General features: G+C 48.2%; 27 protein-coding genes and 1 tRNA gene. 12 read left to right on the top strand and 16 right to left on the bottom strand.

The features are described 5' to 3' along the window. Window positions 1–75 precede the first annotated feature (75 nt). The 4 genes from HMPREF0650_RS02460 to HMPREF0650_RS02445 are packed head-to-tail and all read left to right on the top strand — an operon-like array spanning window position 76 to window position 4,980. Window positions 76–2,178: a M3 family metallopeptidase gene (locus tag HMPREF0650_RS02460; protein WP_004348128.1), complete on the top strand. Its 2,103-nt coding sequence runs from the start codon at window positions 76–78 to the stop codon at window positions 2,176–2,178. A gap of 59 nt (window positions 2,179–2,237) precedes the next feature. Beyond that, window positions 2,238–2,678 (top strand): deoxycytidylate deaminase, encoded by a 441-nt coding sequence (locus HMPREF0650_RS02455; protein WP_004348126.1) that lies wholly within the window; start codon window positions 2,238–2,240, stop codon window positions 2,676–2,678. Further along, on the top strand, window positions 2,665–4,389 hold the full coding sequence (locus HMPREF0650_RS02450; RefSeq protein WP_004348125.1) for a S41 family peptidase: 1,725 nt from the start codon (window positions 2,665–2,667) through the stop codon (window positions 4,387–4,389). Before HMPREF0650_RS02455 ends, HMPREF0650_RS02450 begins: the two co-directional genes overlap by 14 nt. A gap of 39 nt (window positions 4,390–4,428) precedes the next feature. Next, on the top strand, window positions 4,429–4,980 hold the full coding sequence (locus HMPREF0650_RS02445; protein ID WP_004348123.1) for a 5-formyltetrahydrofolate cyclo-ligase: 552 nt from the start codon (window positions 4,429–4,431) through the stop codon (window positions 4,978–4,980). A 4-nt stretch (window positions 4,981–4,984) separates the two neighbouring features. Here the strand turns inward: HMPREF0650_RS02445 and HMPREF0650_RS02440 are convergent, their stop codons facing one another. Together HMPREF0650_RS02440 and recF are read right to left on the bottom strand one after the other, a co-directional pair. Next, a complete protein-coding gene (locus HMPREF0650_RS02440; protein WP_004348121.1) occupies window positions 4,985–5,275 on the bottom strand; it encodes a DciA family protein in 291 nt (96 codons plus the stop codon). Continuing rightward, window positions 5,268–6,440: a DNA replication/repair protein RecF gene (gene recF, locus HMPREF0650_RS02435; RefSeq protein ID WP_050774830.1), complete on the bottom strand. Its 1,173-nt coding sequence runs from the start codon at window positions 6,438–6,440 to the stop codon at window positions 5,268–5,270. Before recF ends, HMPREF0650_RS02440 begins: the two co-directional genes overlap by 8 nt. 213 nt (window positions 6,441–6,653) lie before the next feature. On the opposite strand from recF, the gene HMPREF0650_RS02430 reads away from it, so the two are divergent. The 4 genes from HMPREF0650_RS02430 (at window position 6,654) to HMPREF0650_RS02415 (ending at window position 8,923) form a co-directional block, all read left to right on the top strand. Continuing rightward, on the top strand, window positions 6,654–7,355 hold the full coding sequence (locus HMPREF0650_RS02430) for a tetratricopeptide repeat protein (RefSeq protein ID WP_004348119.1): 702 nt from the start codon (window positions 6,654–6,656) through the stop codon (window positions 7,353–7,355). Between the two features lie 5 nt (window positions 7,356–7,360). Further along, window positions 7,361–7,837 carry a 6,7-dimethyl-8-ribityllumazine synthase gene (ribH, locus tag HMPREF0650_RS02425; protein WP_004348118.1) on the top strand — a complete coding sequence of 159 codons (477 nt, stop codon included), beginning with the start codon at window positions 7,361–7,363 and terminating at the stop codon, window positions 7,835–7,837. A gap of 50 nt (window positions 7,838–7,887) precedes the next feature. Continuing rightward, entirely contained in the window at window positions 7,888–8,385 is a 498-nt protein-coding gene (locus tag HMPREF0650_RS02420) for a 3'-5' exonuclease (protein WP_040562206.1), read from the top strand. A 154-nt stretch (window positions 8,386–8,539) separates the two neighbouring features. Further along, on the top strand, window positions 8,540–8,923 hold the full coding sequence (locus HMPREF0650_RS02415) for a hypothetical protein (protein ID WP_004348115.1): 384 nt from the start codon (window positions 8,540–8,542) through the stop codon (window positions 8,921–8,923). A 71-nt stretch (window positions 8,924–8,994) separates the two neighbouring features. Here HMPREF0650_RS02415 and HMPREF0650_RS02410 read toward each other — a convergent pair whose 3' ends face one another. Genes HMPREF0650_RS02410 through HMPREF0650_RS02400 form a run of 3 tightly spaced genes read right to left on the bottom strand, consistent with a single transcriptional unit; the run spans window position 8,995 to window position 11,379 of the window. Further along, entirely contained in the window at window positions 8,995–10,272 is a 1,278-nt protein-coding gene (locus tag HMPREF0650_RS02410; protein ID WP_004348114.1) for an outer membrane beta-barrel protein, read from the bottom strand. Continuing rightward, window positions 10,269–10,814, bottom strand: a complete 546-nt coding sequence (locus HMPREF0650_RS02405; protein ID WP_004348113.1) for an RNA polymerase sigma factor — start codon at window positions 10,812–10,814, stop codon at window positions 10,269–10,271. The genes HMPREF0650_RS02410 and HMPREF0650_RS02405 overlap by 4 nt, the downstream gene beginning before the upstream one ends. After that, window positions 10,804–11,379, bottom strand: coding sequence for a hypothetical protein (locus HMPREF0650_RS02400; protein ID WP_004348112.1), 576 nt, complete (start codon window positions 11,377–11,379; stop codon window positions 10,804–10,806). Before HMPREF0650_RS02400 ends, HMPREF0650_RS02405 begins: the two co-directional genes overlap by 11 nt. Window positions 11,380–11,897: 518 nt before the next feature. Between HMPREF0650_RS02400 and HMPREF0650_RS02395 the strand changes: the two genes are divergently transcribed. Then, complete coding sequence (locus HMPREF0650_RS02395) at window positions 11,898–12,545, top strand: hypothetical protein (protein WP_004348110.1); 648 nt, start codon at window positions 11,898–11,900, stop codon at window positions 12,543–12,545. 20 nt (window positions 12,546–12,565) lie between these two features. Then, window positions 12,566–13,495 carry a hypothetical protein gene (locus HMPREF0650_RS02390; protein WP_004348109.1) on the top strand — a complete coding sequence of 310 codons (930 nt, stop codon included), beginning with the start codon at window positions 12,566–12,568 and terminating at the stop codon, window positions 13,493–13,495. Window positions 13,496–13,527: 32 nt separating this feature from the next. Here the strand turns inward: HMPREF0650_RS02390 and HMPREF0650_RS02385 are convergent, their stop codons facing one another. The 5 genes from HMPREF0650_RS02385 to HMPREF0650_RS02365 form a co-directional block, all read right to left on the bottom strand. Beyond that, a complete protein-coding gene (locus tag HMPREF0650_RS02385; protein WP_004348107.1) occupies window positions 13,528–14,775 on the bottom strand; it encodes an acyloxyacyl hydrolase in 1,248 nt (415 codons plus the stop codon). 3 nt (window positions 14,776–14,778) lie between these two features. Then, complete coding sequence (locus HMPREF0650_RS02380; RefSeq protein WP_004348106.1) at window positions 14,779–15,603, bottom strand: TatD family hydrolase; 825 nt, start codon at window positions 15,601–15,603, stop codon at window positions 14,779–14,781. A gap of 163 nt (window positions 15,604–15,766) precedes the next feature. After that, a complete protein-coding gene (locus HMPREF0650_RS02375) occupies window positions 15,767–16,471 on the bottom strand; it encodes a hypothetical protein (RefSeq protein WP_004348105.1) in 705 nt (234 codons plus the stop codon). 78 nt (window positions 16,472–16,549) lie between these two features. Beyond that, window positions 16,550–17,524: a polyprenyl synthetase family protein gene (locus tag HMPREF0650_RS02370; RefSeq protein ID WP_004348104.1), complete on the bottom strand. Its 975-nt coding sequence runs from the start codon at window positions 17,522–17,524 to the stop codon at window positions 16,550–16,552. Window positions 17,525–17,548: 24 nt separating this feature from the next. Then, the gene (locus tag HMPREF0650_RS02365) at window positions 17,549–18,265 is read right to left on the bottom strand and encodes an energy transducer TonB (protein WP_004348103.1); all 717 of its coding nucleotides are present in this window, start codon (window positions 18,263–18,265) and stop codon (window positions 17,549–17,551) included. A 149-nt stretch (window positions 18,266–18,414) separates the two neighbouring features. On the opposite strand from HMPREF0650_RS02365, the gene porQ reads away from it, so the two are divergent. After that, window positions 18,415–19,359 (top strand): type IX secretion system protein PorQ, encoded by a 945-nt coding sequence (gene porQ, locus HMPREF0650_RS02360; protein ID WP_004348102.1) that lies wholly within the window; start codon window positions 18,415–18,417, stop codon window positions 19,357–19,359. Window positions 19,360–19,813: 454 nt separating this feature from the next. Here porQ and HMPREF0650_RS02355 read toward each other — a convergent pair whose 3' ends face one another. The 6 genes from HMPREF0650_RS02355 to HMPREF0650_RS02330 all read right to left on the bottom strand — a co-directional run bounded on the left by HMPREF0650_RS02355 (window position 19,814) and on the right by HMPREF0650_RS02330 (window position 23,979). Next, on the bottom strand, window positions 19,814–20,047 hold the full coding sequence (locus tag HMPREF0650_RS02355) for a YecH family metal-binding protein (RefSeq protein WP_004348101.1): 234 nt from the start codon (window positions 20,045–20,047) through the stop codon (window positions 19,814–19,816). Between the two features lie 106 nt (window positions 20,048–20,153). Then, window positions 20,154–20,795 carry a DKNYY domain-containing protein gene (locus HMPREF0650_RS02350; protein WP_040562204.1) on the bottom strand — a complete coding sequence of 214 codons (642 nt, stop codon included), beginning with the start codon at window positions 20,793–20,795 and terminating at the stop codon, window positions 20,154–20,156. A gap of 90 nt (window positions 20,796–20,885) precedes the next feature. Then, the gene (gene cmk, locus HMPREF0650_RS02345; RefSeq protein ID WP_004348097.1) at window positions 20,886–21,581 is read right to left on the bottom strand and encodes a (d)CMP kinase; all 696 of its coding nucleotides are present in this window, start codon (window positions 21,579–21,581) and stop codon (window positions 20,886–20,888) included. A gap of 7 nt (window positions 21,582–21,588) precedes the next feature. Next, window positions 21,589–22,272: an RluA family pseudouridine synthase gene (locus tag HMPREF0650_RS02340; protein ID WP_004348096.1), complete on the bottom strand. Its 684-nt coding sequence runs from the start codon at window positions 22,270–22,272 to the stop codon at window positions 21,589–21,591. A 306-nt stretch (window positions 22,273–22,578) separates the two neighbouring features. Continuing rightward, window positions 22,579–23,331 (bottom strand): 3-oxoacyl-[acyl-carrier-protein] reductase, encoded by a 753-nt coding sequence (gene fabG / locus HMPREF0650_RS02335; RefSeq protein WP_004348095.1) that lies wholly within the window; start codon window positions 23,329–23,331, stop codon window positions 22,579–22,581. A 48-nt stretch (window positions 23,332–23,379) separates the two neighbouring features. Continuing rightward, a complete protein-coding gene (locus tag HMPREF0650_RS02330) occupies window positions 23,380–23,979 on the bottom strand; it encodes a TetR/AcrR family transcriptional regulator (RefSeq protein WP_004348094.1) in 600 nt (199 codons plus the stop codon). 524 nt (window positions 23,980–24,503) lie between these two features. On the opposite strand from HMPREF0650_RS02330, the gene HMPREF0650_RS02325 reads away from it, so the two are divergent. Further along, window positions 24,504–24,576: transfer RNA gene (locus HMPREF0650_RS02325), tRNA-Met, on the top strand. The last annotated feature ends 197 nt before the right edge of the window (window positions 24,577–24,773 follow it).

The raw sequence follows: 24,773 nt of genomic DNA, 5'->3' as shown, positions 1-24,773 counted from the left end.
AATGTCCCTATAATAATAAGGTGTATCTGATATTTTTCGTACTTTTGCATCACGCATCAAGAAGATTGTACGAGTATGGATGAAAACAGCATAGAGAAAGCAAAAAACGACAACGTTTTTTTTAATGAATACGACACGCCCCACCACACCGTGCCGTTCAACCGCATTCGCTTCGAACACTATGAGGAGGCGTTCATGGAAGGCATACGCCGCGACGATGAAATCATCGAAAAGACCATCAACGACCCCGAGGAACCTACGTTCGAGAACACCATCGCACGCGTTGACACCTCGAAAGGCGAGCATTATTATGACTTGCTGGACCGCGTGTCAACCGTTTTCTCGTGCATGCTGTCGGCCGAAACCAATGACAAGTTGGACGAGCTGGCGCAGAAGCTCAGTCCCATCCTCACCAAGCATGCGAACGACGTGATGCTGAACAAGCGGTTGTTCGAGCGCGTGAAACATGTTTACGAGCATCATCGCGAGCTGACACCCGAAGAGCAGATGCTGCTGGAGAAGTCGTACGATGGTTTCGTGCGCAGCGGTGCGTTGCTCGACGATGAAGGCAAGGACCACCTGCGCAAGCTAACCGAAGAGGCTGGCGTGCTGTCGTTGCAGTTCTCACAAAATCTGCTCAAAGAGAACAAGGCATACACGCTGCACATTACCGACGAGAAACAACTGGACGGACTGCCCGAAACCGCACGCGAGGCTGCCGTCCTGACGGCCAAAGAGCGGAATTTGGATGGCTGGGTGTTCACGCTCGACATGCCCAGCTACTCGCCGTTCATGACCTACGCTACCCAAAGAGACCTGCGCCGCCAAATGTACATGGCACGCAACACGGTGTGCACGCACCAAAATGATGAGAACAACCTGGCCATCTGCCAACGCCTCATCAACCTGCGCCGCGAGATAGCCCAACTCTTGGGTTACGACACGTATGCCGACTATGTGCTGAAACACCGCATGGCATCCAAGGTGGAGAATGTATACCAGCTGCTCAACGACCTGATAGCGGCCTACAAGCCCACAGCACTGGAAGAGAAAGAGGCGCTCAGCGAGATTGCCAAGCGCCAGGAGGGAGCCGACTTTGTGATGGAGCCGTGGGACACGGCCTATTACAGTCATCAACTACAGATGGAGAAATACAACCTCGACGCAGAGATGTTGCGCCCTTACTTCAAACTGGAGAACGTCATCAAGGGCGTCTTCGGACTGGCTACCCGCCTGTACGGCATCACCTTCAAGGAGAACAAAGATATCCCGGTGTATCACCCCGACGTGAAAGCCTACGAGGTTTCGGACAGCGACGGCTCGTATTTGGCCGTGCTGTATGCCGACTTCTTCCCGCGCAAGGGTAAGCAGGGCGGTGCCTGGATGACCGAGTTTCAAGGGCAGTGGATAGACCGCAAGGGAAACAACGTGCGTCCCCATGCGTCGTTAGTGATGAACTTCACCAAGCCTACGGATGACAAGCCGGCCCTGCTGACACTGGGTGAGGTGGAGACTTTCCTGCACGAGTTCGGCCATTCGCTGCACGGCATGTTCGCCAACACACGGTTCGAGAGCCTTTCGGGCACCAATGTGTGGTGGGATTTCGTGGAGCTGCCCTCGCAGTTCATGGAGAATTTCGCCGTTGAACGCGAGTTCTTGCAAACCTTCGCCTTTCATTATAAAACGGGTGAGGTGATTCCCGACGAGCTAATCGACCGCATCGTGCGCAGCCGCAACTTCATGGCAGGCATGGCATGTCTGCGCCAGGTGAGCTTCGGACTGCTCGATATGGCCTACTACACACAGCGCGAAGCGTTCGACGAAGACATCATCCCCTTTGAAAAGAAAGCCTGGGAGAAGGCCATCCTCGGCAAACAGCTGCCCGAGACGTGCATGACGGTGCAGTTCTCGCACATCATGGCCGGCGGCTATGCGGCGGGCTACTACAGCTACAAATGGGCCGAGGTGCTGGATGCCGACGCTTTCAGCGTGTTCAAGCGAAACGGCATCTTCGACCAAGCCACCGCCCAGCGGTTCCGCGACTGCATCCTTTCGAAGGGTGGAACGGAGCATCCCATGACGCTGTACAAGCGTTTTCGTGGACAAGAGCCCACCATCGACGCCCTGTTGGAGCGCAACGGCATCAAGCGAGAGCAGCGAGAAACCCAATTATCCTAATCAGCCAAATTGGCCTAATCAGTCCGACATCCACGATAACCCCCAAAAACAACATCGCCATGAGCAATGACAAACTGCATCAACTGGACCAACGCTACCTGCGCATGGCTCGCATCTGGGCCGAAAACTCGTACTGCCACCGCCGACAGGTGGGTGCGTTGGTGGTGAAAGGCAACATGATCATCAGCGACGGATACAACGGTACGCCGAGTGGATTTGATAATGTGTGCGAAGATGAGAATGGGGTTACCCATCCCTACGTGCTGCATGCGGAGGCTAATGCCATCACCAAACTGGCACGAAGTTCGAACAACAGCGACGGCTCTACGCTCTATGTGACGGCCTCACCGTGCATAGAATGCGCCAAACTCATCATACAAGCGGGCATCAAGCGGGTGGTGTATGCCGAGAAATACAGACTGGAAGACGGCATCAACCTGCTGAAGAGAGCTGGCATAGAAGTGATCTATCTAAACATCAATGACAATGAAACCAAATAAGTCGAATCGATTCGTGCCTCTGCTGATGGCCCTTTGTGGCATCATCGGCATCGGAGTGGGGTCGTTCTACTCCAATCATTTCTCGGGAAACCGACTGAACATCATCAATACGGGTACCAACCGAATCAACAACCTGTTGCACATTATCGACGACCAGTATGTGGACAAGGTGAACCTTGACTCGCTGGTGGAGGATGCCATGCCGAAGATTCTCACGGGTTTGGACCCTCACAGCGTCTACATCAGTGCCAAAGACGTGCAGGCAGCCAACCAAGAATTGCAGGGATCGTTCTCGGGTGTGGGCATCGAGTTCACCATCCGCGAGGACACCATCCATGTACAAAACGTCATTCAGAACGGTCCTGCCGAGCGTGCAGGCATCCTGGCAGGCGACAAAATCGTGGCGGTTGACGACAAACCCTTCGTGGGGAAAGTGGTGACCAATCAGGAAGCGATGAAACGACTCAAGGGTCCCAAGAACACGAAGGTGAAGATTGGCGTGGTGAGATATGGCGACAAAAAAACACAATCGTTTGTTGTCACCCGCGGTGACATACCCCTGAAGAGCGTGTCGGCCACCTACATGATTGACGACACCACAGGCTATATCCGCATCAAGAGCTTCGGTGAAACCACCTATGCTGAACTGTTAGTGGCGCTGGTGAAGCTGGGGGAGCAAGGATTCAAGAACCTTATCATTGATCTTCGCGACAACACGGGCGGTTATTTGCAGTCGGCCGTACAGATGGCCAACGAGTTTTTACCCAAGAACAGGCTCATCGTCTACACCGAAGGACGCAAGTCGCCCAGGCAGGAGTTCAGGTCAGACGGGCGAGGCAGCTACAAACAGATGCCATTGGTGGTACTGATTAACGAAGGATCGGCATCGGCCAGTGAAATTTTTGCTGGTGCCATGCAGGACAACGACCGCGCCACCATCATCGGACGGCGTTCGTTTGGCAAGGGACTGGTGCAGAAACAGATTGAATTTTCTGACGGAAGCATGGTCCGACTGACCATCGCACGCTATTATACCCCATCGGGACGCTGCATCCAGAAGCCCTATGTGCCGGGGGATGAACAAGACTATGCGCAAGATTTGCTAAGCCGTTATCAGCATGGGGAGTTCTTCTCGGAAGACTCTATCAAACATACCGGACCGGCATACCATACCGCCAACGGACGTAGCGTATATGGTGGAGGTGGTATTACGCCAGACCTCTTCGTGCCGGAAGATACCACAGCCTACACCTCTTATTATAAGCAAGCCAGCATGAGCGGACTGATTTTGCAGTTTGCCTTCTCGTATACGGACGACAACCGATTGAAACTGAACAACTTCAAGGAGATGATGGAAATGGAAGACTATCTCAAGAAGCAGAATCTGGTGGACAAGTTCGCCACCTATGCCGACAAGAAGGGACTGAAACGGCGCAACCTGATGATCAAGAAGTCGTACAACTTGCTCGACCGCTACATCAACAGTCGCGTGATATACAACATGCTCAACGAACAAGCTTGGCTGCAATACATCAACCAGGACGATGCATCCATTCGGGAAGCACTGAAAACATTCAGAAACAATGCAGCGTTCCCGAAGGCTCCGGAGCAACAGAAAAATGGGAAGAAAGAAAACAAGAAGGTGGCCAATGCTAACCTTTTGCAACGACAACCCGAGGTAAGACGACTGCCACAAACCTACAGGGCATAGGAATTTTGGTTCGAACATGACAATAAAAATAACCGAAAGATGAGCAAACAGAACCTCAGACAAGAAATGAGACAACGCAAAAAGGCTTACGGTAGTGAGCAATTGCACCGGATGTCGCAACCCATCATCGAGGCTTTGCTTGCTCATCCTCGTTTGATGTCGGCTCACACCATCTTACTGTATGCATCACTGGCCGATGAAGTAGACACGCATGAACTCATCAACACGCTGTTACAGCAAGGGAAAACGCTACTTCTGCCCGTCGTAGTGGATGACCACACGATGAAAATATGCCGCTATACACACGATACAAACGTAGGGCATGGAGCCTTTGGTATCATGGAACCCCAAGCAGATGCGTTCACTGATTATGAGCAAATCGACCTGATTTTGGTTCCAGGAATGGCCTTTGACCGCCATGGTCATCGGCTCGGTCGGGGAAAAGGCTATTACGATCGTTTTCTTTCACAAGCGAAAGACTGTTATAAAATAGGTGTCTGTTTCCCGTTTCAACTGGTTGACGAAGTACCAACCGATGAGCATGACGTACGAATGGACGAGATCATCACGCAAAAGTGCGCCGAGGATTGAGCGCTTAGTATATCCTCACCTCGGTGATGACCAAGGCTCCCACATGCTCGTTGAGCCGCTTCACCAGTTGCGTTCGCATCATGGAAAGGTCTTGTCGCAAAGCCGGATTGAGTATTTTGACAAAGAGTGTCTGATTTTTTATAAAGCGTTCACCCGTATATTCATCGATGGTTTTGCCCACAACTGTAGGCCATGCGTCAATCAGGCGGCGCTGCAACAAGGGCGTTTCCAATCCATTTTCGCGCAAAGTCTGCTGCAAGATGTCCGCGAGTGTCTGTACTTTTCGTCTAAACATCCGTCTCCTCCGTTTCTTTTTGGGGTGTCAAAACATCACTAACGGCAACGTTTTGCCCACTTGTTAACCGCTCGTTGATCTCTCCATGCGCCACTTCAAACAACTTATAATCAAACGAATGGCGGCGGAGGATGCTGTCCAAATGGTCTCGATTAGTGTCGGTGATGAAGATTTGTCCATAGGCATCACCCGCAACCATGTTCACAATGCGCTCTACCCTACCCGCATCCAGCTTGTCGAAGATATCGTCTAACAGGAGAAGTGGCGTGGTTGACGAGGCTGTTCGCTTGAGAAAATCAAACTGAGCCAGCTTCAATGCCAGCACATAGGTTTTGTTTTGCCCCTGACTTCCCTCGCGTTTGAGCTGATAACCACCAATCATCATCTCCAAATCGTCACGATGTACCCCGTGAAGCGAATAGCCCACGGCACGGTCTTTGTGTCGGTCACGCTGGATAACGTCAAGCAATGGGCCACGCTGTGCATGCGAGATATATTGCAATGACACCGTTTCGTGACATCCGGAGACATGGTCATAAATCGTTTGAAACACAGGAATGAACTCACGAACGAAAGCATCGCGCTTGGCATAGATGGCCTCTCCCTGCGTTGCCATTTCCTGTTCAAGGATTTCCATCAATGCACTATCAGGCTCTTGTTCGGCTTTCAGTAGGGCATTTCGTTGTGTCAAGGCCTTGTTGTAGCGACTCAACAGTTCTATATACGAATGATCCAACTGCGAAACAACCATGTCCAGGAAACGACGACGAGCGTCACTTCCGCCATCAATTAAGGCGGTATCAGCTGGAGAAACAAAGATGAGCGGAATCAATCCAATGTGTTGTGACAGGCGTTTGTATTCCTTCTGATTGCGTTTGAATCGCTTTCTCGTGCCTCGTTTCATGCCACAATAGATGCGTTCTTCATCCCCCATGTCATTGAGGTACAGGCCATCGAGCACAAAAAAGTCACGATCATGCGTGATAACTTGCGAATCAATGGGATTGAAAGCACTGCGACAAAACGACAAGTAATACACGGCATCCAGCAAATTGGTCTTACCTTCACCATTGTGTCCAATGAGACAATTCAACTTAGGCGAAAAGGTAAGGTCGGCTACCTGAATGTTCTTATAATTGAGTATGGATATCTTTTTGAGAATCATAGCAAACATGCCCTTGACAGACTGTGTTACAGCCGTCGGGTTCATGCAAAGTTAAGTGTTTTGAAGGGGAAAAACGAAAAAAGTAAGCAATATATTTCAATATATGAGATAAATGCGTTAATTTTGCAACGCATCATAGTCGGGAAGGCACTATACAGCTAGGACCGACGTCACTGCATATCAGAAAAAACAATAAAAAAACATCATCAATAAATGGCAAACAATCAAGTGAAGAGAGATCAGGAAAACAAAGATGCTCTCACCCAATCACAGGCTTTCTTTGAGAAATACAAAAAGCCCATCATTATTGCAGTCGTAGCCCTCGTTGTCATCATCGTCGGGGCATTCCTTTACAAGGCTTACGTTTCCAAACCACGAGCTGAAAAAGCCAGTACAGAGCTGGGTAAGGGTCAACAGTATTTCAATGAAGGCGATTATGAAAAAGCGCTTAACGGCGACAAGATTAAATATGGAGGTTTTGTAAAGGTCGCCAGCGACTACAGTAGCACCGATGCAGGCAACTTAGCTAACCTCTATGCTGGCCTCTGTTATGCCAACCTGGGCAAGTGGAAGGAAGCTGTGAAATACTTGAGCGAATACAATGGTGCCAATGATGCCATGGTAAGCCCGGCTGCTTTGGCCGCACTTGGCAACGCATACGCACACCTCAACCAACTGGATAAGGCGGTAGAAAACCTGAAAAAGGCTGCCAAAAAAGCTGACAGCAAAGGGGATGACGGCGTAAACAACAGTCTGTCGCCCACTTTCTTGATGCAGGCTGCCAAGATTTTGGAAAGCCAGAACAAGAAAAGCGATGCACTGACGATGTATCAAGACATCAAGAAAACGTATGTCAACTCGGCTGTTGTACAGAGTGGAGAGATTGACAAATACATCGAACGCGCTTCACGATAACACCCATGGCAACCTCATTACACCCCCTCTCCAGCTACGATGCGTCGAAAGTGCCTGATGCCAGCAACATGTGTTTCGGCATTGTGGTGTCTGAATGGAATCCCGAAATAACGGGTGCCCTGCTGGATGGATGCGTAGCTACGCTCGAGAAACATGGCACATTGCCCGAGAACATCCATGTAAAGACGGTACCCGGCAGCTTTGAACTCATCTATGGTGCCCATCAGATGGTACTCAATGGCGGGTATGATGCCGTCATCATCTTGGGAAGTGTCATTCGTGGAGAGACGCCCCACTTTGATTATATCTGCCAAGGTGTGACTCAGGGAATTGCTCACATCAATGCTAAAAGTGAGATACCGGTAGTCTTCGGCTTGCTGACAACCAACGATTTACAGCAAGCTCAAGACAGAAGCGGCGGCAAATTGGGCAACAAGGGAGATGAATGTGCCGTGGTAGCCATCAAAATGGCAAAGTTTTAACAAGCCAGAACAAGGCCCATCAAACAAAAAGAACATATCAGCAGCGAACATTGAAAGACTTCGCAGCCATAGATTTTGAAACTGCCAACAGCTGTAGAAGCAGCGTTTGCAGCGTAGGTGTGGTGATAGTAGAGAATGGGAAGATTACCGATTCGTACTATCACCTCATTCGTCCTTACCCCAATTACTACCATCCACGCAACATTGCCGTGCATGGTATTTTACCCTCAGACACGCAAGATGCGCCCACCTTCCCTGAAGTGTGGGCCCAAATAGCACCCCTCATCAAGCATCTTCCATTGGTGGCGCACAACAAAGCCTTTGATGAGAGCTGCCTGAAGGCCTGCTTCGCGACCTACGGCATGGCCTATCTCAACTATCCTTTCTATTGTACGTTGATCGCTTCACGCAGAGTTTTCTGTCATCACGAATTGGCCAATCACCAGTTACACACGGTAGCGGCCCATTTGGGTTACAACTTAGTGAACCATCACCACGCCTTAGCCGATGCTGAAGCCTGCTCGGTCATCGCATTAAACATCCTCTGACGAACGAAAAACGAAGACGAACAACGTGCGTAAAAACAAGCACTCACGCCCAACTCAGGTAGGATGAACGATGTTAAAAGCCACTACTTTCAACCCATACGGCACACATATCCATACACACTGAATACAATAAAGACAACAATAACAAAGAATTATGAAACTATTTCACCTTTTACAAGCCTACGAATTCGATGAAATCATGCCCGTCATCAATGACATGTTTCCTGGAACCAACAAGTTCCGTCCACAGCTGAAGATGGCATACGACATGCTGCTCACCATGAAACCTGTGAACAACAGCAAGGCCATCCGTTACAAGGTCATGCCCGGCGACAAGCCCGACCACTCTTATGTGGGTGCTGAAGACAGCTGTTTCAACGCTACCTGGGAAGTATGTCTGGGTAAGGACATATCGCGTGGGCAAGGTGTTGACTTAAATGACGCAGAACTGCTGGCCAATGCGTTGGTCAACCTCTGTCTGCAAGCCAAATATCCCAAAGAGTTCGAACCAGCACACCAAAAACTAATGCGGGGGTAAGGTGCAACAAGGGCATGCGCCGAACCATCTTTCAACCAGCGTGAACAAACACCCAATCCCCCTTCTGACGCTTACTGGATATTCCACCTCAACCCCACTTGCAGGTGAACGTTCAGCGGTTTGTCCTTAAAGAAGTTCTGCGTTTCGCTCTTGTTGTCGATGTAATATTTCACACCAGGCTCGAAATAAGCCCCAAGAAGCGGCGTAAAGTCATACTGCAAGCCCAAAGCAGCCTGGGTAGATAGTTGCAATTTGTCCTTGGGCATGTCGTGTTTGATGCCCTCTTTCACCGTCTTGGCATCCACATTGAAGTCTACTTGCCCACCCGCAGTGACGTATGTTTTTAGTTTTTTGTTGCCCCATACCATGAAATTCACATTCAGGGGAATTCCCACATAGTGCAAAGTTTGGCGACGGGTAAGCCTACTGTCATCAAAAACTTGAATGAAATCGGAAGACAGTTTCGTGTACACCACCCCCGATGTCAATGTCCATCGCTGATTGAGGGCATAGCCTGCCGTCAATCCAAATGACACTGGCTGGTGATGATCAGTCTCCTCGTGTGACTGAAGGGCTATGGGCGATGCCGCCTCTGCAAAGAACAATTCAGGAGCGGCCTTTGCCAAATTGTAGTTGGCCACCATCTCTGCAGGCGTTGCAAGACCGTTACGTCCCGAATAGGTACCCACCGAATTAGCCGCATAGAGATTCATCGTCACCCTCGCGCCATGGCGTGAAGCATGGATGCGCTGCCTCTCGGCAGGCAAAAATGTTTGCGATGACCTTCCAACCTCATTCTTTTGCGCGGCCGATGGTTGCGGTTGTTCTGCCACTTTCCCCGTTGATTCAGCGGATGACGCTTCCGGTTGTCCGCCTGGTTCCATATCCTTATTCATCAAATCCTGCGGTCTGTCCGAAGATACTGCGTCCTTTTCCTGCACCACAGCCATCAACAATTGCTCACTATCTGCGTCTTTCCGCACAGCCGTCAACACCTTTTTTACACGCGAGGCCACCGACTCGCCTGTTTGTTCGGCAAGCACCATCGGTTCCATTTGTTGGGTGCTGGGTTGCAAACCGGCCGGTTGCTGTTCGGTTTCCGTCCGTGCCACCTCTTTTCCCATCTGTTCTTGATGGTTGAACAGCACATATCCTGCTCCGCCCATCAAAGCTAAAACGATGGCCGCCGCTGCTGCATAACGCCGCCAGCGCATCACCACAGACGGCTTCCCAACAACCTTTTGTTGGTCAAGCGCCTGTTCAATGCCAGCCCACAAGTCATCCTTAACAGGTTCCTGGTGGTCCGCCATGCGCCGTTGTATATCTTTTATCCAATCGTCTTTCTTCATATTGTCGTCGTCTTTGAATATTCTTGAATCATTTTTGCCAACAAGTTTTTCGCCCTGAAGTACTGCGAAGCCGATGTACTCTCCTTGATACCCAGGTCTGATGCGATTTCACGATGGCTTTTCTCCTCAAACACAAACTGGTTGAACACCGTCCTGTAGCCAGCAGGGAGCTGCTGTATCATCTGCATCACCACACTCATGGGAATGTTTTTCACATCCACCTCTTCATCCTCATCAGCCACGTCGGGCATCTCATCCACGAATTGCAGCCGCTGATTTTGCTTGAGATAGTTCAGCGACTCGTTGGCCACAATGCGCATCACCCACGCCTTCAGCGATCCCTCACCGCGGTAACTGAACCCGTCGATGGCTGCGAACACTTTCACGAAGCTGTCCTGCAACACGTCTTGCACAGCGTCACGGTCGGCTATATACCGCAGCCCAACGGCCATGGCATACCCACTGTAACGCTCATACAACCGGCGCATGGCCGTACGTTTACCTTGAAGTATATCCTCCAAAAGACTTTTTTCAGTCTCCACTTGTTCTAGTTTTCTTCGTAGATTTAAATTGAATGGTCTGCGACGGTTTGTATTCCCTCAGCAACTCCCCGTCCAACCGAACCTCGACCAAATGCAAAAAGGCGACGAAGGCCGTGGTCTGCTTGTCGTAAACCGCCTTGCCATTGTCCAGTTCCATGACCAATTGCACCTTGTGTGTGTGGCCCTTGGCCTTCACCGTTATCTCGACATCGTGTGGCAGGAGCGTGAAATAGCGCGAACTGGCCGAGTAAGCGGTTTCCAAATAAGACACACTATAGCTGCCACCCTGCACATCGTCCAACGCCTCAACGCCCAGTTTGCGTGCGATGGCCTGTTGTACGTCGTGGGCCAACGGTAGTGTTGAATACACTTGTTGTACGCCCATCGCTAATTCAGCCGAGCCTATGTTCTGACCATTGATGCTCCATATCCCTTCAAACTGCCCGTAATATTCTGGCGACAGATGCGCTGAATCCAGGGTGCCATGGCTCATTTCGTCCCCGTCACCAACCGCACAACTCACGCACAGCAGACCTATCAAGAAGCAAAAAACATATTTCATCATTCTCATTTTATTTCTTCTGCATTCCCGGCATCATCCCCTTGATTTCTACCTTGAATACAGTTACCTTTTATGGTTATAACTACAAATATAGAAAATCTTGCATGGCGGGCGCAAGTTTTTTCCATTTATTTTGTTTCAGCTATGGTTCTTTCATTTAAAGGCAATGTCGTGGAACAACGAATAAAACCAATCAAACCAATGAACCAAACAAGATAATGAACGCAAACGTCCTACGGATGAAACGAATCTGCCTAGTGAATCATAACGGAATGGAAATCAATATGTTACAAAACCACACATTTTCAAATTCCAATAGCATTGACTTTGGCATCCAAAGTCATTGAGTTTGGCCCCTAAAGTCATTGGGTTTGGCATCCAAAAGCATGGAGATTGAAATTCAACCTCAATAGGCGAGGTGCAGCATGGTTCAATTCAAAAAAATAAAAAAAATGGCAGAGTCGATGCAAGATTTTACCACTTATTGTGTTTAGTTATAAAAAGTCAAATTAACAAACACGATGAAAGAAAAATTCTACCATGCGAAAAGGCATTTCTTAGCAACGGCTCTGCTGCTATTCGCCACCACGCCTTTGTGGGCACAACAAACCGAAAGCAAAGGTTATCCGTATCAAAAATATGAGGTAACATTCGCTGTGGGTATGCCTATCGAAGATGCTTCCAACTTTTTCGGCTACCCCTCTACATCGCTGCCCAATGCAACGCCTCTGAACAAGTACCACTGGGGCAAGTACTACCTCAAGGGTGAACGCACCTCACCCATTTTCTCCTTGGGTCTACACTATCACTTCAGCAAACATTGGGCTGTGGGTTTGCAAGCCTCCTATCACCATATGTGGCGACAATGTTACGAAACCACGACTGGCAACCATGCCTATAGTTTCAACCTGCACCATACGGCGTTGATGGCAAGTATGAGATATTATTATGCCATTCGGGCGAAACATTGCTTTTACAGCGGCCTATCGCTCGGTGTGGGGCAGCTGTTATACAAAAGTTATACCGACCACAACTTCACCAGTTCGTACAACATCGCAGCCGATTTTACCTTATTTGGTTTCATGATTGGCACCAAATTGTATGGCTTTGGCGAACTGGGCTCTTATCAAATGGGCTCGCTTAGGGCAGGCATGGGTTACAGATTTTAAAAACAAACACAGACAGAAAAATGAAAACAAAACTATTGATAGGCATCATGGCCATACTGGCTTTTTCGGGATGTGAAAGAGGCTTGACCGAATACAACAACAGTGACGAAAGCACCACGATGACGAAAGCCGGATATCGGGCATACGGATACACCGAAGAATACCTCGAATATTTTACCGACATCATCGCTTACACGCGCATGTTCAGGGAATATGTCCGCCAAAACACCCTCGAAGGTCGTGACTCGGTGAACGCACTTTACTTCAAAAACATCAACATCGTGAAGAACAAAGACCCCAAGAGCCTGGAAGACATCTATATGCTGAAAGCCTGGAACATGCCTGGAAGGAACAACTATACCATCAGTTACACCCGCCCCGAAGGTGACACATGGAAGATTCAGGCGGTCGTTGAACACTTGGATGTTGAGCTGATTTTCTTTCTCACCATTGACAACATCTACTCGCAGCAATGGACGATAAGTGAAAGTTCGTGCCTCCCCAAGGCACTGCTCTACATGAAGAACAGTCAAAAGACAAAGACCCGAGTGTATGATGACGAATATATCAAATACGAACCGTACGACAAAACCTTCCAAGTGACCAACAAACCGCTCACCGTAGAATGGTGGAAGACGAAGGTTGACTTATTTATTTTTGAACTGTCGGGAAGCGGAATGCTGGAAAGTTACGCCAAACCTAAGCTGCGCATGACCTACCAGTTCACCTCACCCATCACCGTGGTCACCCATGGTGTCTTTCTCGAAGACCCCAAAAATATCAAATGGGAAAATCGATGCAACCAGTTAACCACCCTTCAGACAGGTCAACTGGAACTGAATGTGGCTGACAGCATCAGCAACACCACAGACAAATATGTCGTTCGGCTCAACGACGACAAGCTACAGATTGTCACCCCAAAGGCCAACGATGAATGGATGAGGAACTGACAAGCCATCAAGTTATTAAGACGGCGATTGACCTACAACCTCACGGGAATGGCAACGACCAGCTCCGTGAGGTCGGCTTTAGTTTGATGGGCTTTGATGTTGATGCCCGCTTTCAATCCGCCCAGCACCGGAAAAGCATAATGCAAGCCAATGCGTTCGTAATATCTCGACTCGTTGAACAAAGCGTTGTAGCCCATCTGGCGGTGCAAGTACCAGCCAAACGACAGGCCCAAAGACAGCCGATGATAGAACACTTCGTGCTTGGCAGCGATTCCTAACGACCACGGACTATGCTTGGCAGCGTTACCTTGCCGCGCATCTAAGTCGGCTATGTGCGAGGCATAGGTTCCATAAAACCAATCAATGCCCACGCCCGATGCCCACCTGCGCGCATAACGGCACATCACATCGGCCTGTAACGAGTAGGCTGCATACACCTTAAAATGTTCGGTACGATAATCTGGATGCGAGGGATCGGTTCTAAATTGCGTAGTCAGCCAATCCTCCAACATGGTTTTCGCTCCTACACCTGCTGCAAAATTGAGATACCAATAGCGTTCAAAAGGTTGATAAAAACGAGGATGGGCGGTATTGACCAGTTGTTTGTAATACGGTTCGTACACCACTCCAAGGGATGTACCCACCGCATTGGAGCCTTTGTTGGGCCGATATAAAGCACCATTGCTGTGATGGACGAATTCGATGGCGCCGCGTATGCCCCATTGATTGTTGAGATGAAAGGTGGCATGCACACCGGCACCGAAATAAATAAGAGCATGGGTCCCTATCAACTCGTTGTCAATATTGTTTTGTTTGTTGTACTTTAGGTGGCTGTAGCCTACGCCAAAGCTGAACGAATAGGCCGTTTCCCACCGCAAATGGCGAAAGAAAGGGCGATAAAACTTGCCGTACAGCGACACCGTGTTGCCCAAACGAGAATTGTAATCCACCTCTTTTGCCTGTCCCCATGCAGGGTCTGGGTCGCGATGTAGGCTCACTTGATTATTCAAAGTGTAACGCAAGCCCAAGGTAAGCGACGGATATCTAAAGTCAGAAGCAAAGGCATCACTGTCGTTAGGCAATGCCACACGCCCTATTTCTGCGGCCAACGAGAGGTTTGGCGTCTTCTTAATCCACCGTTCAGCGTATTGGTCAAGGGCGACTAACCTACCAGGCATGACCTGCAAAGAATAATTGTAATGGTGCAACGAGTCGGCCTGTTCGGCGCAAACATCGGTACTCATCAAGAGCAATCCTACAATCAACGGCAACACTCTCATCCATCAAACGGCTTTATCCATCACACCTACCCCAAACACTCGTTGTACATTGGCATTGGTTTGGACTGCAATTTCTTCCTCACTCACCTGATAACTCTGAGCCAACTGCTTGAGTACCAAGGCCACGAAAGCACTTTCATTGCGCTTACCGCGGTTGGGTGTGGGCGCCATGTACGGACTGTCGGTTTCTAAGACGATGCGGTTGAGCGGCACATGGGTAGGCAACATCTCTCGCAGGTTGCTGCTCTTGAACGTCAGCACGCCACCAATTCCCAGCACAAAGCGTTGAAAACTCAACAGTTCGGCAGCCTCTTTGTCGTTGCCAGTGAAACAATGAAAAACGCCACCAGGCAAGTCTTTTTCGTATTTTCGTAACAATTTCACCATTTCGTTTTGCGCCTTTCGACAGTGAATCATCAGTGGCAGCTGACATTCCACGGCCCACTTCACTTGTTCTTCAAAAGCCTCAAGTTGTTCGTGTTCGTATTCTCGACTCCAATAATAGTCCAGTCCAACCTCACCAACGGCGATACATCGTGGCTCATCGTTCGTTCCAGCCAAGTTGTCAAGCAAGTGTTGTTTCATGTTTTTCAACACGTCCTTCCAATCATCTCTCACCTCTTCCGGATGCAATCCTATCATGGGATGCAGCGTGTCTGGGTATTTTCGGCACACATTCATCAAATCAGGCAAATGAACAAGGTCGATGGCAGGCACGAATATCTTTTCCACACCTGCCGCTTTGGCACGCGCGATAACCTCGGGAAGGTCGTCTTGAAACTCTTCTCCATCCAAATGAGCGTGTGTATCTATGAAAGTTGTCGTCATAAAAATTGTTATTGAATGTGACGGAAGTTGTTATAAAGTGTGACAGTCGTTGTTATAGAACGTAGAATTAGTAAAGACAGAACGTGTAGGAGGCCGCTGTTTTCACCTGTCCGGCGAACCTTTTGCATTTGCTCTACAACCTTTTGGCAGGCCATGGGTAAGACTATTCGCCATACAGATGCTCCTCGTGTCTGCGATAATAATACACCACGCCGAGCTTCCGACAGGCAGGAAAGCGCACTTCGGGCGGTTCGTTCTCAAAATGTTTCTCTATTTGATTCCAAATATCCAACAATACTTCATCCACCTCTGGGCGCAAGAGGGCGATTTCTTCCTGCGTCTTTTTTGTCTTGGCCGTCAGTGATTGCTGTTGTTCATGTGCCTCTTTGAATATGTCATGATGCGTAAACACCATGCTGATAGTAGGATTATAGATGGGGCATCCGCCTTTCTTGATTCGCTCTTTCTCTCCCTTTACCACCTTTTTCCCCCACTCTTTCAAGGCTTCTGCATTCTTGATGTCGGGCAAACTCGCCGCATTTGGCTCCAAACCGTAGAGCTGTAGCTGCTTACTCTTGATTTCTCCCCGCTCAACACACATGAACAAAACTTGCAAGAAATGACTGAGATACAGGGTAGCATTGCGCTGTAGCTTGCTCACCCTTCGGCTCTGTCGAGCCTGAACCTGCTTACTGATACGGTATTGGTCGCAAGCTGTGAGCAATCTGTCGTACAATTGTTGAGCCTTGTTCAGCAACTTCCAGTCCACGAATCTATTCCTAACGGTATAGATATCGTTATTGTCCAGCAGCGTCTTGAGAGCTTTCAATCGTGCGGCATCAGTCTTAGGGAGTCTTCTATAGGGCAAAACAAACGAATTTTAACAGGGTGAATAGGTTATAGGTGAGGTGGGTTGCAGGAGCTTCAGATGAGGATTGGAGTCGCCTTAGTAGGTTCTTTTCATCATTTGCTGCGCATAAGCCGTCAGTTCCCGCTTCTTTTCAGTTGGCACTTGTACCGCAGCGAGGTATTTCTTGCTCTCCTCATAATAGGTCGCCATCTTGTCTTGTGCCAGACGATCGATGCCCATGTCGTTGTAAAGAGCCGTCACCGCATCGATTTTCTCCTGTCTGTCAAAGTCCTTGAGCTGCGTCCAGCGTTCCAATTCGGCACGCTGTTGGGCGTCAGCCCGATTGAAAGCGTTGATGAGCATGTAGGTTTTCTTGTTGCTGACGATATCACCTCCGATGGCCTTTCCAAAGACTTTGGAGTCGCCATACACATCCAGAAAGTCGTCTTGCAGTTGGAATGCCAAGCCTATTTTCTCGCCGAAGCGATACAAGTTATTGGCATCTTCGGCAGAAGCATCGCCCAAGATGGCGCCAATCTTCAAGGCACACGCCAGCAAGACGCTTGTTTTGAGACGAATCATCTCGATGTATTCGTCCTCCGTGACATCGTTGCGATGTTCAAAATCCATATCATATTGCTGTCCTTCACCTATCTCCAGAGCCGTTTGTGTAAACAGGTCGATGACCTCTTTCAGCTTGTCGGGCCTGCATTGCGCCATGCGTTGGTAGGCCAGAACCAGCATTGAATCGCCACTAAGGATGGCCGTATTGGCATCCCAACGCTTGTGAACGGTTTCATGGCCACGCCGCAGGTCAGCCTGATCCATAAGGTCATCGTGCAAGAGCGTATAGTTATGGTAGGTTTCGATACCACAAGCGGGCATCAGAATGTCCTCCGGATGCTCCCGATACAGGTTGTAAGCCAACAGCATGAGCGTGGGTCTGATGCGCTTGCCGCCCAGACTGAGCACATATTCTATAGGTTCGTACAGATGACGGGGTTGCCGTTCATCGGCCAAACTGTCGAGATGATTGTTAACCAGTTTGAGGATTTCTTGAGATGTCATCATAGATTGTTGTATTTTAATCAATTGCTAAATTTTGAATACCACCGGCACGGCCACCATGGTGCGGCACGGTTGGTTGTTGTGCACACCCGGTTTCCACCGGGGCATCATACGAATGACGCGCAATGCCTCACGATCCAGCAGGGCATTGACCGACTTTTCCAACTTCACATCGGCAATGCTTCCGTCTTTATTGACAATGAACGACACCACCACTCTGCCCTGTATTCTCTGACTTTGAGCCAATGGTGGATATCGCAGTTGACGCGTGAGCCACTGAATGAACGCTGATCCACCACCGGGAAACTCGGGCATTTGCTGAACAATGCGAAAGTTTAAGGGCTGTTCAGAGGCCACGGGGACGGGTGGAAGTGCCGCCGACAGCTTGGCATTCAACGCCTCGGCCTCGCCATCACCAACCAAGAGTGGACTGGTAGTGGAAGCCGATAGTTTCTCAATTTGTTGTTTCAGCGGCTGATCCACCGCCTTGATTCGTTCGCTGAAGGTTTTTTGTGGCGGTTGAACGGCCATGGTGTTAACCATCTCCTTGTCATCCATGGCGGGGTGCAATTCGATATCTTGCACCAGCTCGTCAAGCGATTGGTCAGACAAAGCCATGCCTTGCGGTGCGCTATTGTATTGAAATGCCACATACAAGACCGACAGAATCAACACGAGCCCCAGCAAGAATGCCGTGGCACGATGCTCTTCTACTGTGGGGATGTCTGATTTTTGTTGCTTCACGATGAGAATAATCGGACGCCGTGCAATGACTGCTGAACGACCGCAATAAACACTTCTTTTTTACGTTGTTTACCAAACAGATTAGATGTACAAAGATAACGAGTTATTTGAAAATAGTAGTATCTTTGCCCATAAATTAGGAAAAATAAATGAAAAAAGCCCTTTTCGTCCTCTTGCTCACAGCAGTTGCCACAACCACCGTCGCGCAAGAAAGTAAGAATGTGTACAACTTTCTACGTCTACCAGCAAGTGCTCACGCCTCAGCATTGGGGGGTGAGAACATCTCGTTGGTGGAAGACGACGAGGCACTGATATTCCATAACCCGGCACTGCTGTCGACTGTGAGCGACAAGACCATCAACCTGAACTACATGAACTATATGGCCGGGACCAACATGTTGAGCGCTGCGTTCAACAAAGTGATTAAAGAGCGGGCCTCGGCAGCCGTTTCCGCACTATACATTGACTATGGTAAAATGAAACAAACCACGGCCGAGAACCAGCAACTTGGCGAATTTTCGGCCAAAGACATTGCCTTGTCTGGCTATTTCTCGTACCTGCTCACCGACCAATTGGCCGGAGGTATCACCGCTAAGTTCATCACCTCGTACATCGCCGGCTACAACTCGCTGGCCATGGGCGTTGACCTCGGACTTAATTATTACGATGCTGAGCGCGAACTGTCACTGTCGTTCGTGGCCAAAAACCTGGGCGGACAGCTCAAAAGCTACGACGACACCTACGAAAGCATGCCCTTAGACGTGCAGCTTGGCGTAAGCAAAAGACTGGTACACACGCCACTACGGTTTCACGCCACACTGGTTGACCTCACGCATTGGAACTATAAATTCATGAATCACCTGGTGGGCGGCATTGATATTCTGCTGTCTGACCGCATTTGGGTGGGTGCTGGTTACAACTTCCGGCGTGCCGACGAGATGACCATTGCCGGCACAGACGAGGAGAGCAACCACGGTGCAGGCTTCTCATGTGGCGCAGGCATCAACCTCAACCGCTTTAAGTTGAACCTGGCCTACGGCAAGTATCACGTTTCAAGCCAGTCGATTGTTATCAGTACAGCGTTTCAATTATAAAGAAAACTTACTGCTCAGATACGTCGGTTTTTTGTACTGAGTTTTCTGTAAATTAGCATCAAACAGGTTATTTCATGTGCCTTATTTGACACGTTTTATCCTCTTTGCATTCAAAAGCAAAGCTTTTAACATGCAAACTCAATGACTTTATCGTACAAAAGCATAGCAATAAGAGGGCAAAAGATAGCTTATTACACGCTCAAAAAGGCACAAAAGCAGTGCTTTTACCAAGAAAACAGATGAGATTCTGGTGAGCAAAGAGCCTATATTGCTGATTATCAACGCCTCCTATTTTCAGCGTATTTGGAAGCAACTTACCTTGCGTTGGCGAATATTGAAATTATAGAGCCGAAAAAACGTACAGTTTTCTGTTTTTCGCCTTGTATTTTATCAAAAATCAGGAGGGCGTTGATACCTTTATTGATAAGAAAAATAAAGGTGCAAGTTTGCCGCTTTAATGGTTACACACTTTTGACGTATCAACGGTAAAACCATCTGAATGCGCAGGCTTAAACTTGCCGCGCTGCTCGAGAAAGTCGACCAACTGCGCCGCTGTCATTCCTTCTGCCGAACAAGTATAAAAGCGTTCGACTTCTCCGAAACGACTGATAATTGCTTTTACTAATTCTTCTTTGCTTGAATAGCTGTTTCCCTGCATCATTTGCAGGACTTCATGTCCATGTATCATTTGTGAGTTTTTGAGTTTATAAGTTTATAAGTTGGTGAGTTTGTGAGATTATATGTTTATGAGTTTGGTGAGTTTATAAGTTCGTAAGCTGATAAGTTTGGTGAGTTTAGTCAGCGATTTTCTGCCCTTGATAATAGGTGTTGAAAGTATCTTCGGCATAGCCATCGCCCACAACTTGAAAGGAACTAGCACTGGCACCGTTAACTTTACGGCCCATGAAATAAACGTCAAAAGAATCTTTCGCATAACCATCGCCTAAATACCGAAACGAATTACCGCTGGCACCAGACAGCTTGCGTCCCATATAGAACACGTTGAAAGTATCTTTTCCGTAATATCCACCCAGGTCTTGAAAGCTTCGCGCCGAGGCTCCTTCTACGTTCTTGCCATTGAACAGCACGGCATGCGACATAATCATATACCCCCGTGTACGATACATAAAACCCTCATCACCATCGTACGGACGATGGTAGTCATCACGTTTTAACCTGAATGTACGAGGATCAACATACCGCAACACATCGCCAAGATAGTAAACATGATAAGCATCTTTAGCATAACCATGCCCCAAATTGACAAAAGAATATACATCGGCCATGGATAAAGGCGTGCCGCAATAAAGCACCACACCTCCTGCTACTTGGTAATCGGCAGGACGACGCTGCGCCTTTACTTGGACAGTGAGCGTAACAAACAGCGCAAGGGCCAAGAGGCGAAAGGCCGAACTAAATGAAATCGATTTGCTCATCTTCATAATTGTTTAAAATTAAATTTGTATATCGTTACATCCAACGAGAGCTTTGTCTATGAGAAGGACAACTGTCAAAAAGGGTCATCACTACCCCTGTTGAAGCACTTTGTCTACTTGATGCAACAACCATTGTTGTTGTTCATCAATCGTCAGGTTACTGTTGTCCAGTTCGATGGCATCATCAGCCTTGCGAAGAGGCGACACCTCACGATGAGAGTCGATGTAATCGCGCTCTTGCACGTTCTTCAATATGTCGTCATAACGAGCAGACATGCCCTTTTGCTGCAACTCATCATAGCGACGTTGCGCACGAACTTCGGCAGAAGCCGTTACAAATATTTTGAGTTCGGCATGCGGAAACACCACCGTTCCGATGTCACGACCATCCATCACGATGCCCTTGTCCACACCCATGCGCTGTTGTTGAGCCACCAAGGCAGTGCGGACAAAGGGGAGAGCCGCAATCTTACTAACCTTTTCGCTCACCTGCATCGTCCTGATTTCTTGTTCCACTAGCTCGTCATTCAGGTAAGTGTCGGGCTTGCCCGTCTGTGCATTGAATTGGAAAGAAATGCGGATGTCAGGCATGGCCCGTTGCAAGGATGCCGCATCCGCCTCACCATCGGCTTCAAACAACTGATGGCGCAGCGCATAGAGCGTCACGGCGCGGTACATAGCACCCGTGTCTACATAGACATATCCTAACTGGCGAGCCAAATTTTTGGCCATGGTACTTTTGCCACATGATGAATAGCCGTCAATGGCAATCACGATTTTCTTCATATCTTATTTAGGGTATAACGGCCGATGCCAATGCCTCCCACAATTTATCATTGGGCGGCAACGGAGCCTCAACAACAATATTTTCTTTTGAAACGGGGTGAACAAACATTATTCGGCGTGCCAACAGACTGATGCTGCCATCGGGATTGCTGCGAGATGCACCATATTTCAGGTCGCCTTTGATAGCACATCCCATGTTGGCAAGCTGACAACGTATTTGATGATGTCGACCCGTTAGCAAATTCACCTCTATGAGATGATAGCGATCCGAATGGGCGATGACACGATATTTGAGTACTGCTTTCTTCGCATTTGGCACCTCTTGCGGATGCGCATAACTCTTGTTCTGCCGTTCGTTGCGCACCAACCAATCGGTCAGCACACCTTCTTCTGCTGGTGGCGCATTCTTGGTGATGGCCCAATACGTTTTATGTACCTGTCCTTCCTTGAACATCTTGTTGAGTCGTGTCAACGCCTTGGATGTTTTGGCGAAGACAACAAGTCCCCAAACAGGACGGTCAAGACGATGAACCACGCCCAAGAAAACATTTCCCGGCTTGTGGTATTTCTCCTTGATGTACTGTTTAACTGTTTCCGAAAGCGGTTCATCTCCGGTTTTATCACCTTGAACAATTTCACCGCTCCGCTTGGAAACAATAATGATGTGATTGTCTTCGTAAAGAGGGAGCATGGAAGGATTAGTTGTTTAGTTGACGAGTTGACGAGTTAACGAGTTGACAAGCTGTTAGACCTATTATTGATTTGCACAATAACGAAACTATTTATTCGTGAGCTTGTCATTTAGTTAACGAGTTAACTTGCTGTTAGAACTTTTGCCGACTCATCAAGTAATGAAACTATTTACTCGTGAACTTGTGATTTAGTGTTAACGAGTTGACAAATTAACAAGTTGTTAGACCTCACGTAGACTCATCAAGCAACGAAACTATTTACTCGTGAACTTGTCAACTTGTGAACTCGTCAACTCCTAAAAACTCTACATATTCATCCCCCCATCAACCTGGATTACCTGGCCGCTGATGTAGCTTGAGAGGTCGGAAGCTAAGAACAATGCGCAGCTGGCAATATCCTCAACCGTTCCACCACGACGCAAAGGAATCTTATCAATCCACTCCTTGCGAATCTTCTCGGGCAATGTCTGGGTCATGGCCGTATCGATAAATCCCGGTGCAATGGCGTTAGCACGGATGCCTTTGGGACCCATTTCCTGTCCAACCGACTTAGCCAACGCAATCATACCCGCCTTTGATGCGGCGTAATTAGCCTGACCGGCATTGCCATGAACACCCACCACGGAAGCCATGTTGATGATAGAACCTTGGCGTTGACGCATCATGACAGGCACACAAGCATGGATGAAATTGAACGCACTCTTCAAGTTAACATTGATTACAGCGTCCCATTGAGCCTCGGTCATGCGCAACATCAAGCCATCTTTGGTGATACCGGCGTTGTTGACCAAGATGTCAATTGAACCGAAATCTTCTTTTATTTGACTAACCAATGCGGCTGTATTTTCAAAATCGGCAGCATTACCTGCATAACCTTTCACTTGTACGCCCAGTGCGGCAAGCTCACGCTCGGTTTCTTTACCGCCATGTTCTTCGTCAATCACCAAATCTGTGAATGCGATGTTGGCACCTTCCTGAGCGAATCGCATGGCGATGGCCTTTCCTATTCCGCGTGCAGCACCTGTGATGAGGGCTGTTTTTCCTGTTAATATTCCCATAATTGAATGTGTTAATATTGATGTTAATATTTGATTGTGAATTTCTTGCTACTCCTTTTTGGGGCTCAACTTGCCCAAAGCACCGTAAACCACCTTGGCAACCAGTGGCTTGCTACTCTCTTCTGTCAGCCCATGTCCCAAGCGTCCGTAGATGAATGGCACCTCAAGTCCTTTGATGCAATAATGTGTGATGTCAGCCACCAGTTGAACGTTCTCGATGTCGAATTCTCCATCCTCCTTCCCTTCCGAATATACACGACGGAAGAGTTCAATCTCATCTTCATCAAAATTCTTCCTCATCTTCTCTACCATCCAGATGTTACGGAAGAACTCTGCGCGCAAGTTACCATTGCGCACCACCGTTTCGCGTATCATGCTGAGATGGGTATAAATGAGTTCGATGATTTTATCTTGTGGCGCAATCTTCTTGTTGGCCACCTCATCCAACTTGTCACTGAGGCGTTCGAGTTCAGACTCGATGACTGCATAGAACACAGCCTCTTTGGAACTAAAATAGGTGTACAGCGTGCGCCTCCCCTTACCAGAGGCCAACGCAATGTCATTCATGGTGGTATTGGCCACGCCATTCTTGGCAAACAATTGCCTCGCCACGTCCACCAATAGCCGTCTTGTTTTTGATATTGACATCTATTTTCCTCCTTTATTCAGGTTATTGCACATCCCTTGTATATTGTGCAAATGTAGTTTTTTTATTTTATGCGTGCAAGCATACAAGACAGAAAAAAGGTTTTTTAAGACACTCTTTACAGGATGGGCAACCATTATTTAGTGATTTAGTTTGAGTAAACCATCCAACTGGCACACAAGCGCATCCACCCCGAAAACCAATGTCTATGATATTGACACCCAAACTCATTGACTTTGACGTCCAATTGCATTGACTTTGGCGTTCAAAGTCAATGCAATTGAAAACACGAAAACATACCGCATTTTCAAAGGCCTTTGAGGTATGTTTTGCGGGAAATGAAAGACAGAGGCAAGATGGTATATACTACCGTTGAATAGATACGCAGGATGACATCTGTATTATCCAACTGATTTCTAATCATTTAGAAGGATTATCTACCATATTTCAATAAAATTAAGAAAGAAATATTTGTTTATCTCGCAAAAAAGCCGTACCTTTGCAATCGCAAACAAGAAAACAACATCGCGGAGTGGAGCAGTTGGTAGCTCGCCAGGCTCATAACCTGGAGGTCACATGTTCGAGTCATGTCTCCGCAACTATAACGCTTGGAAGTCCTGTAAATAAGGAGTTTCAAGCGTTTTTCGTTTGGGTATGACAGGACGCATGCCGCACGTCATCATGAACTGCAATTGTGCTGAAACACGATTCGTCTATATCATAATTCGAGGAAAAGGAGTAAATTCTTATCCATCCACACCTATTATATCTTAAGTTTTTTCGTATCTTTGCAGTC

Source organism: Hoylesella buccalis ATCC 35310 (assembly GCF_000177075.1).
GTDB classification, from domain to species: Bacteria; Bacteroidota; Bacteroidia; order Bacteroidales; family Bacteroidaceae; genus Prevotella; species Prevotella buccalis.
Note: the sequence above shows the minus strand (reverse complement) of the source record. Positions and strands in the feature narration are given on the sequence as shown.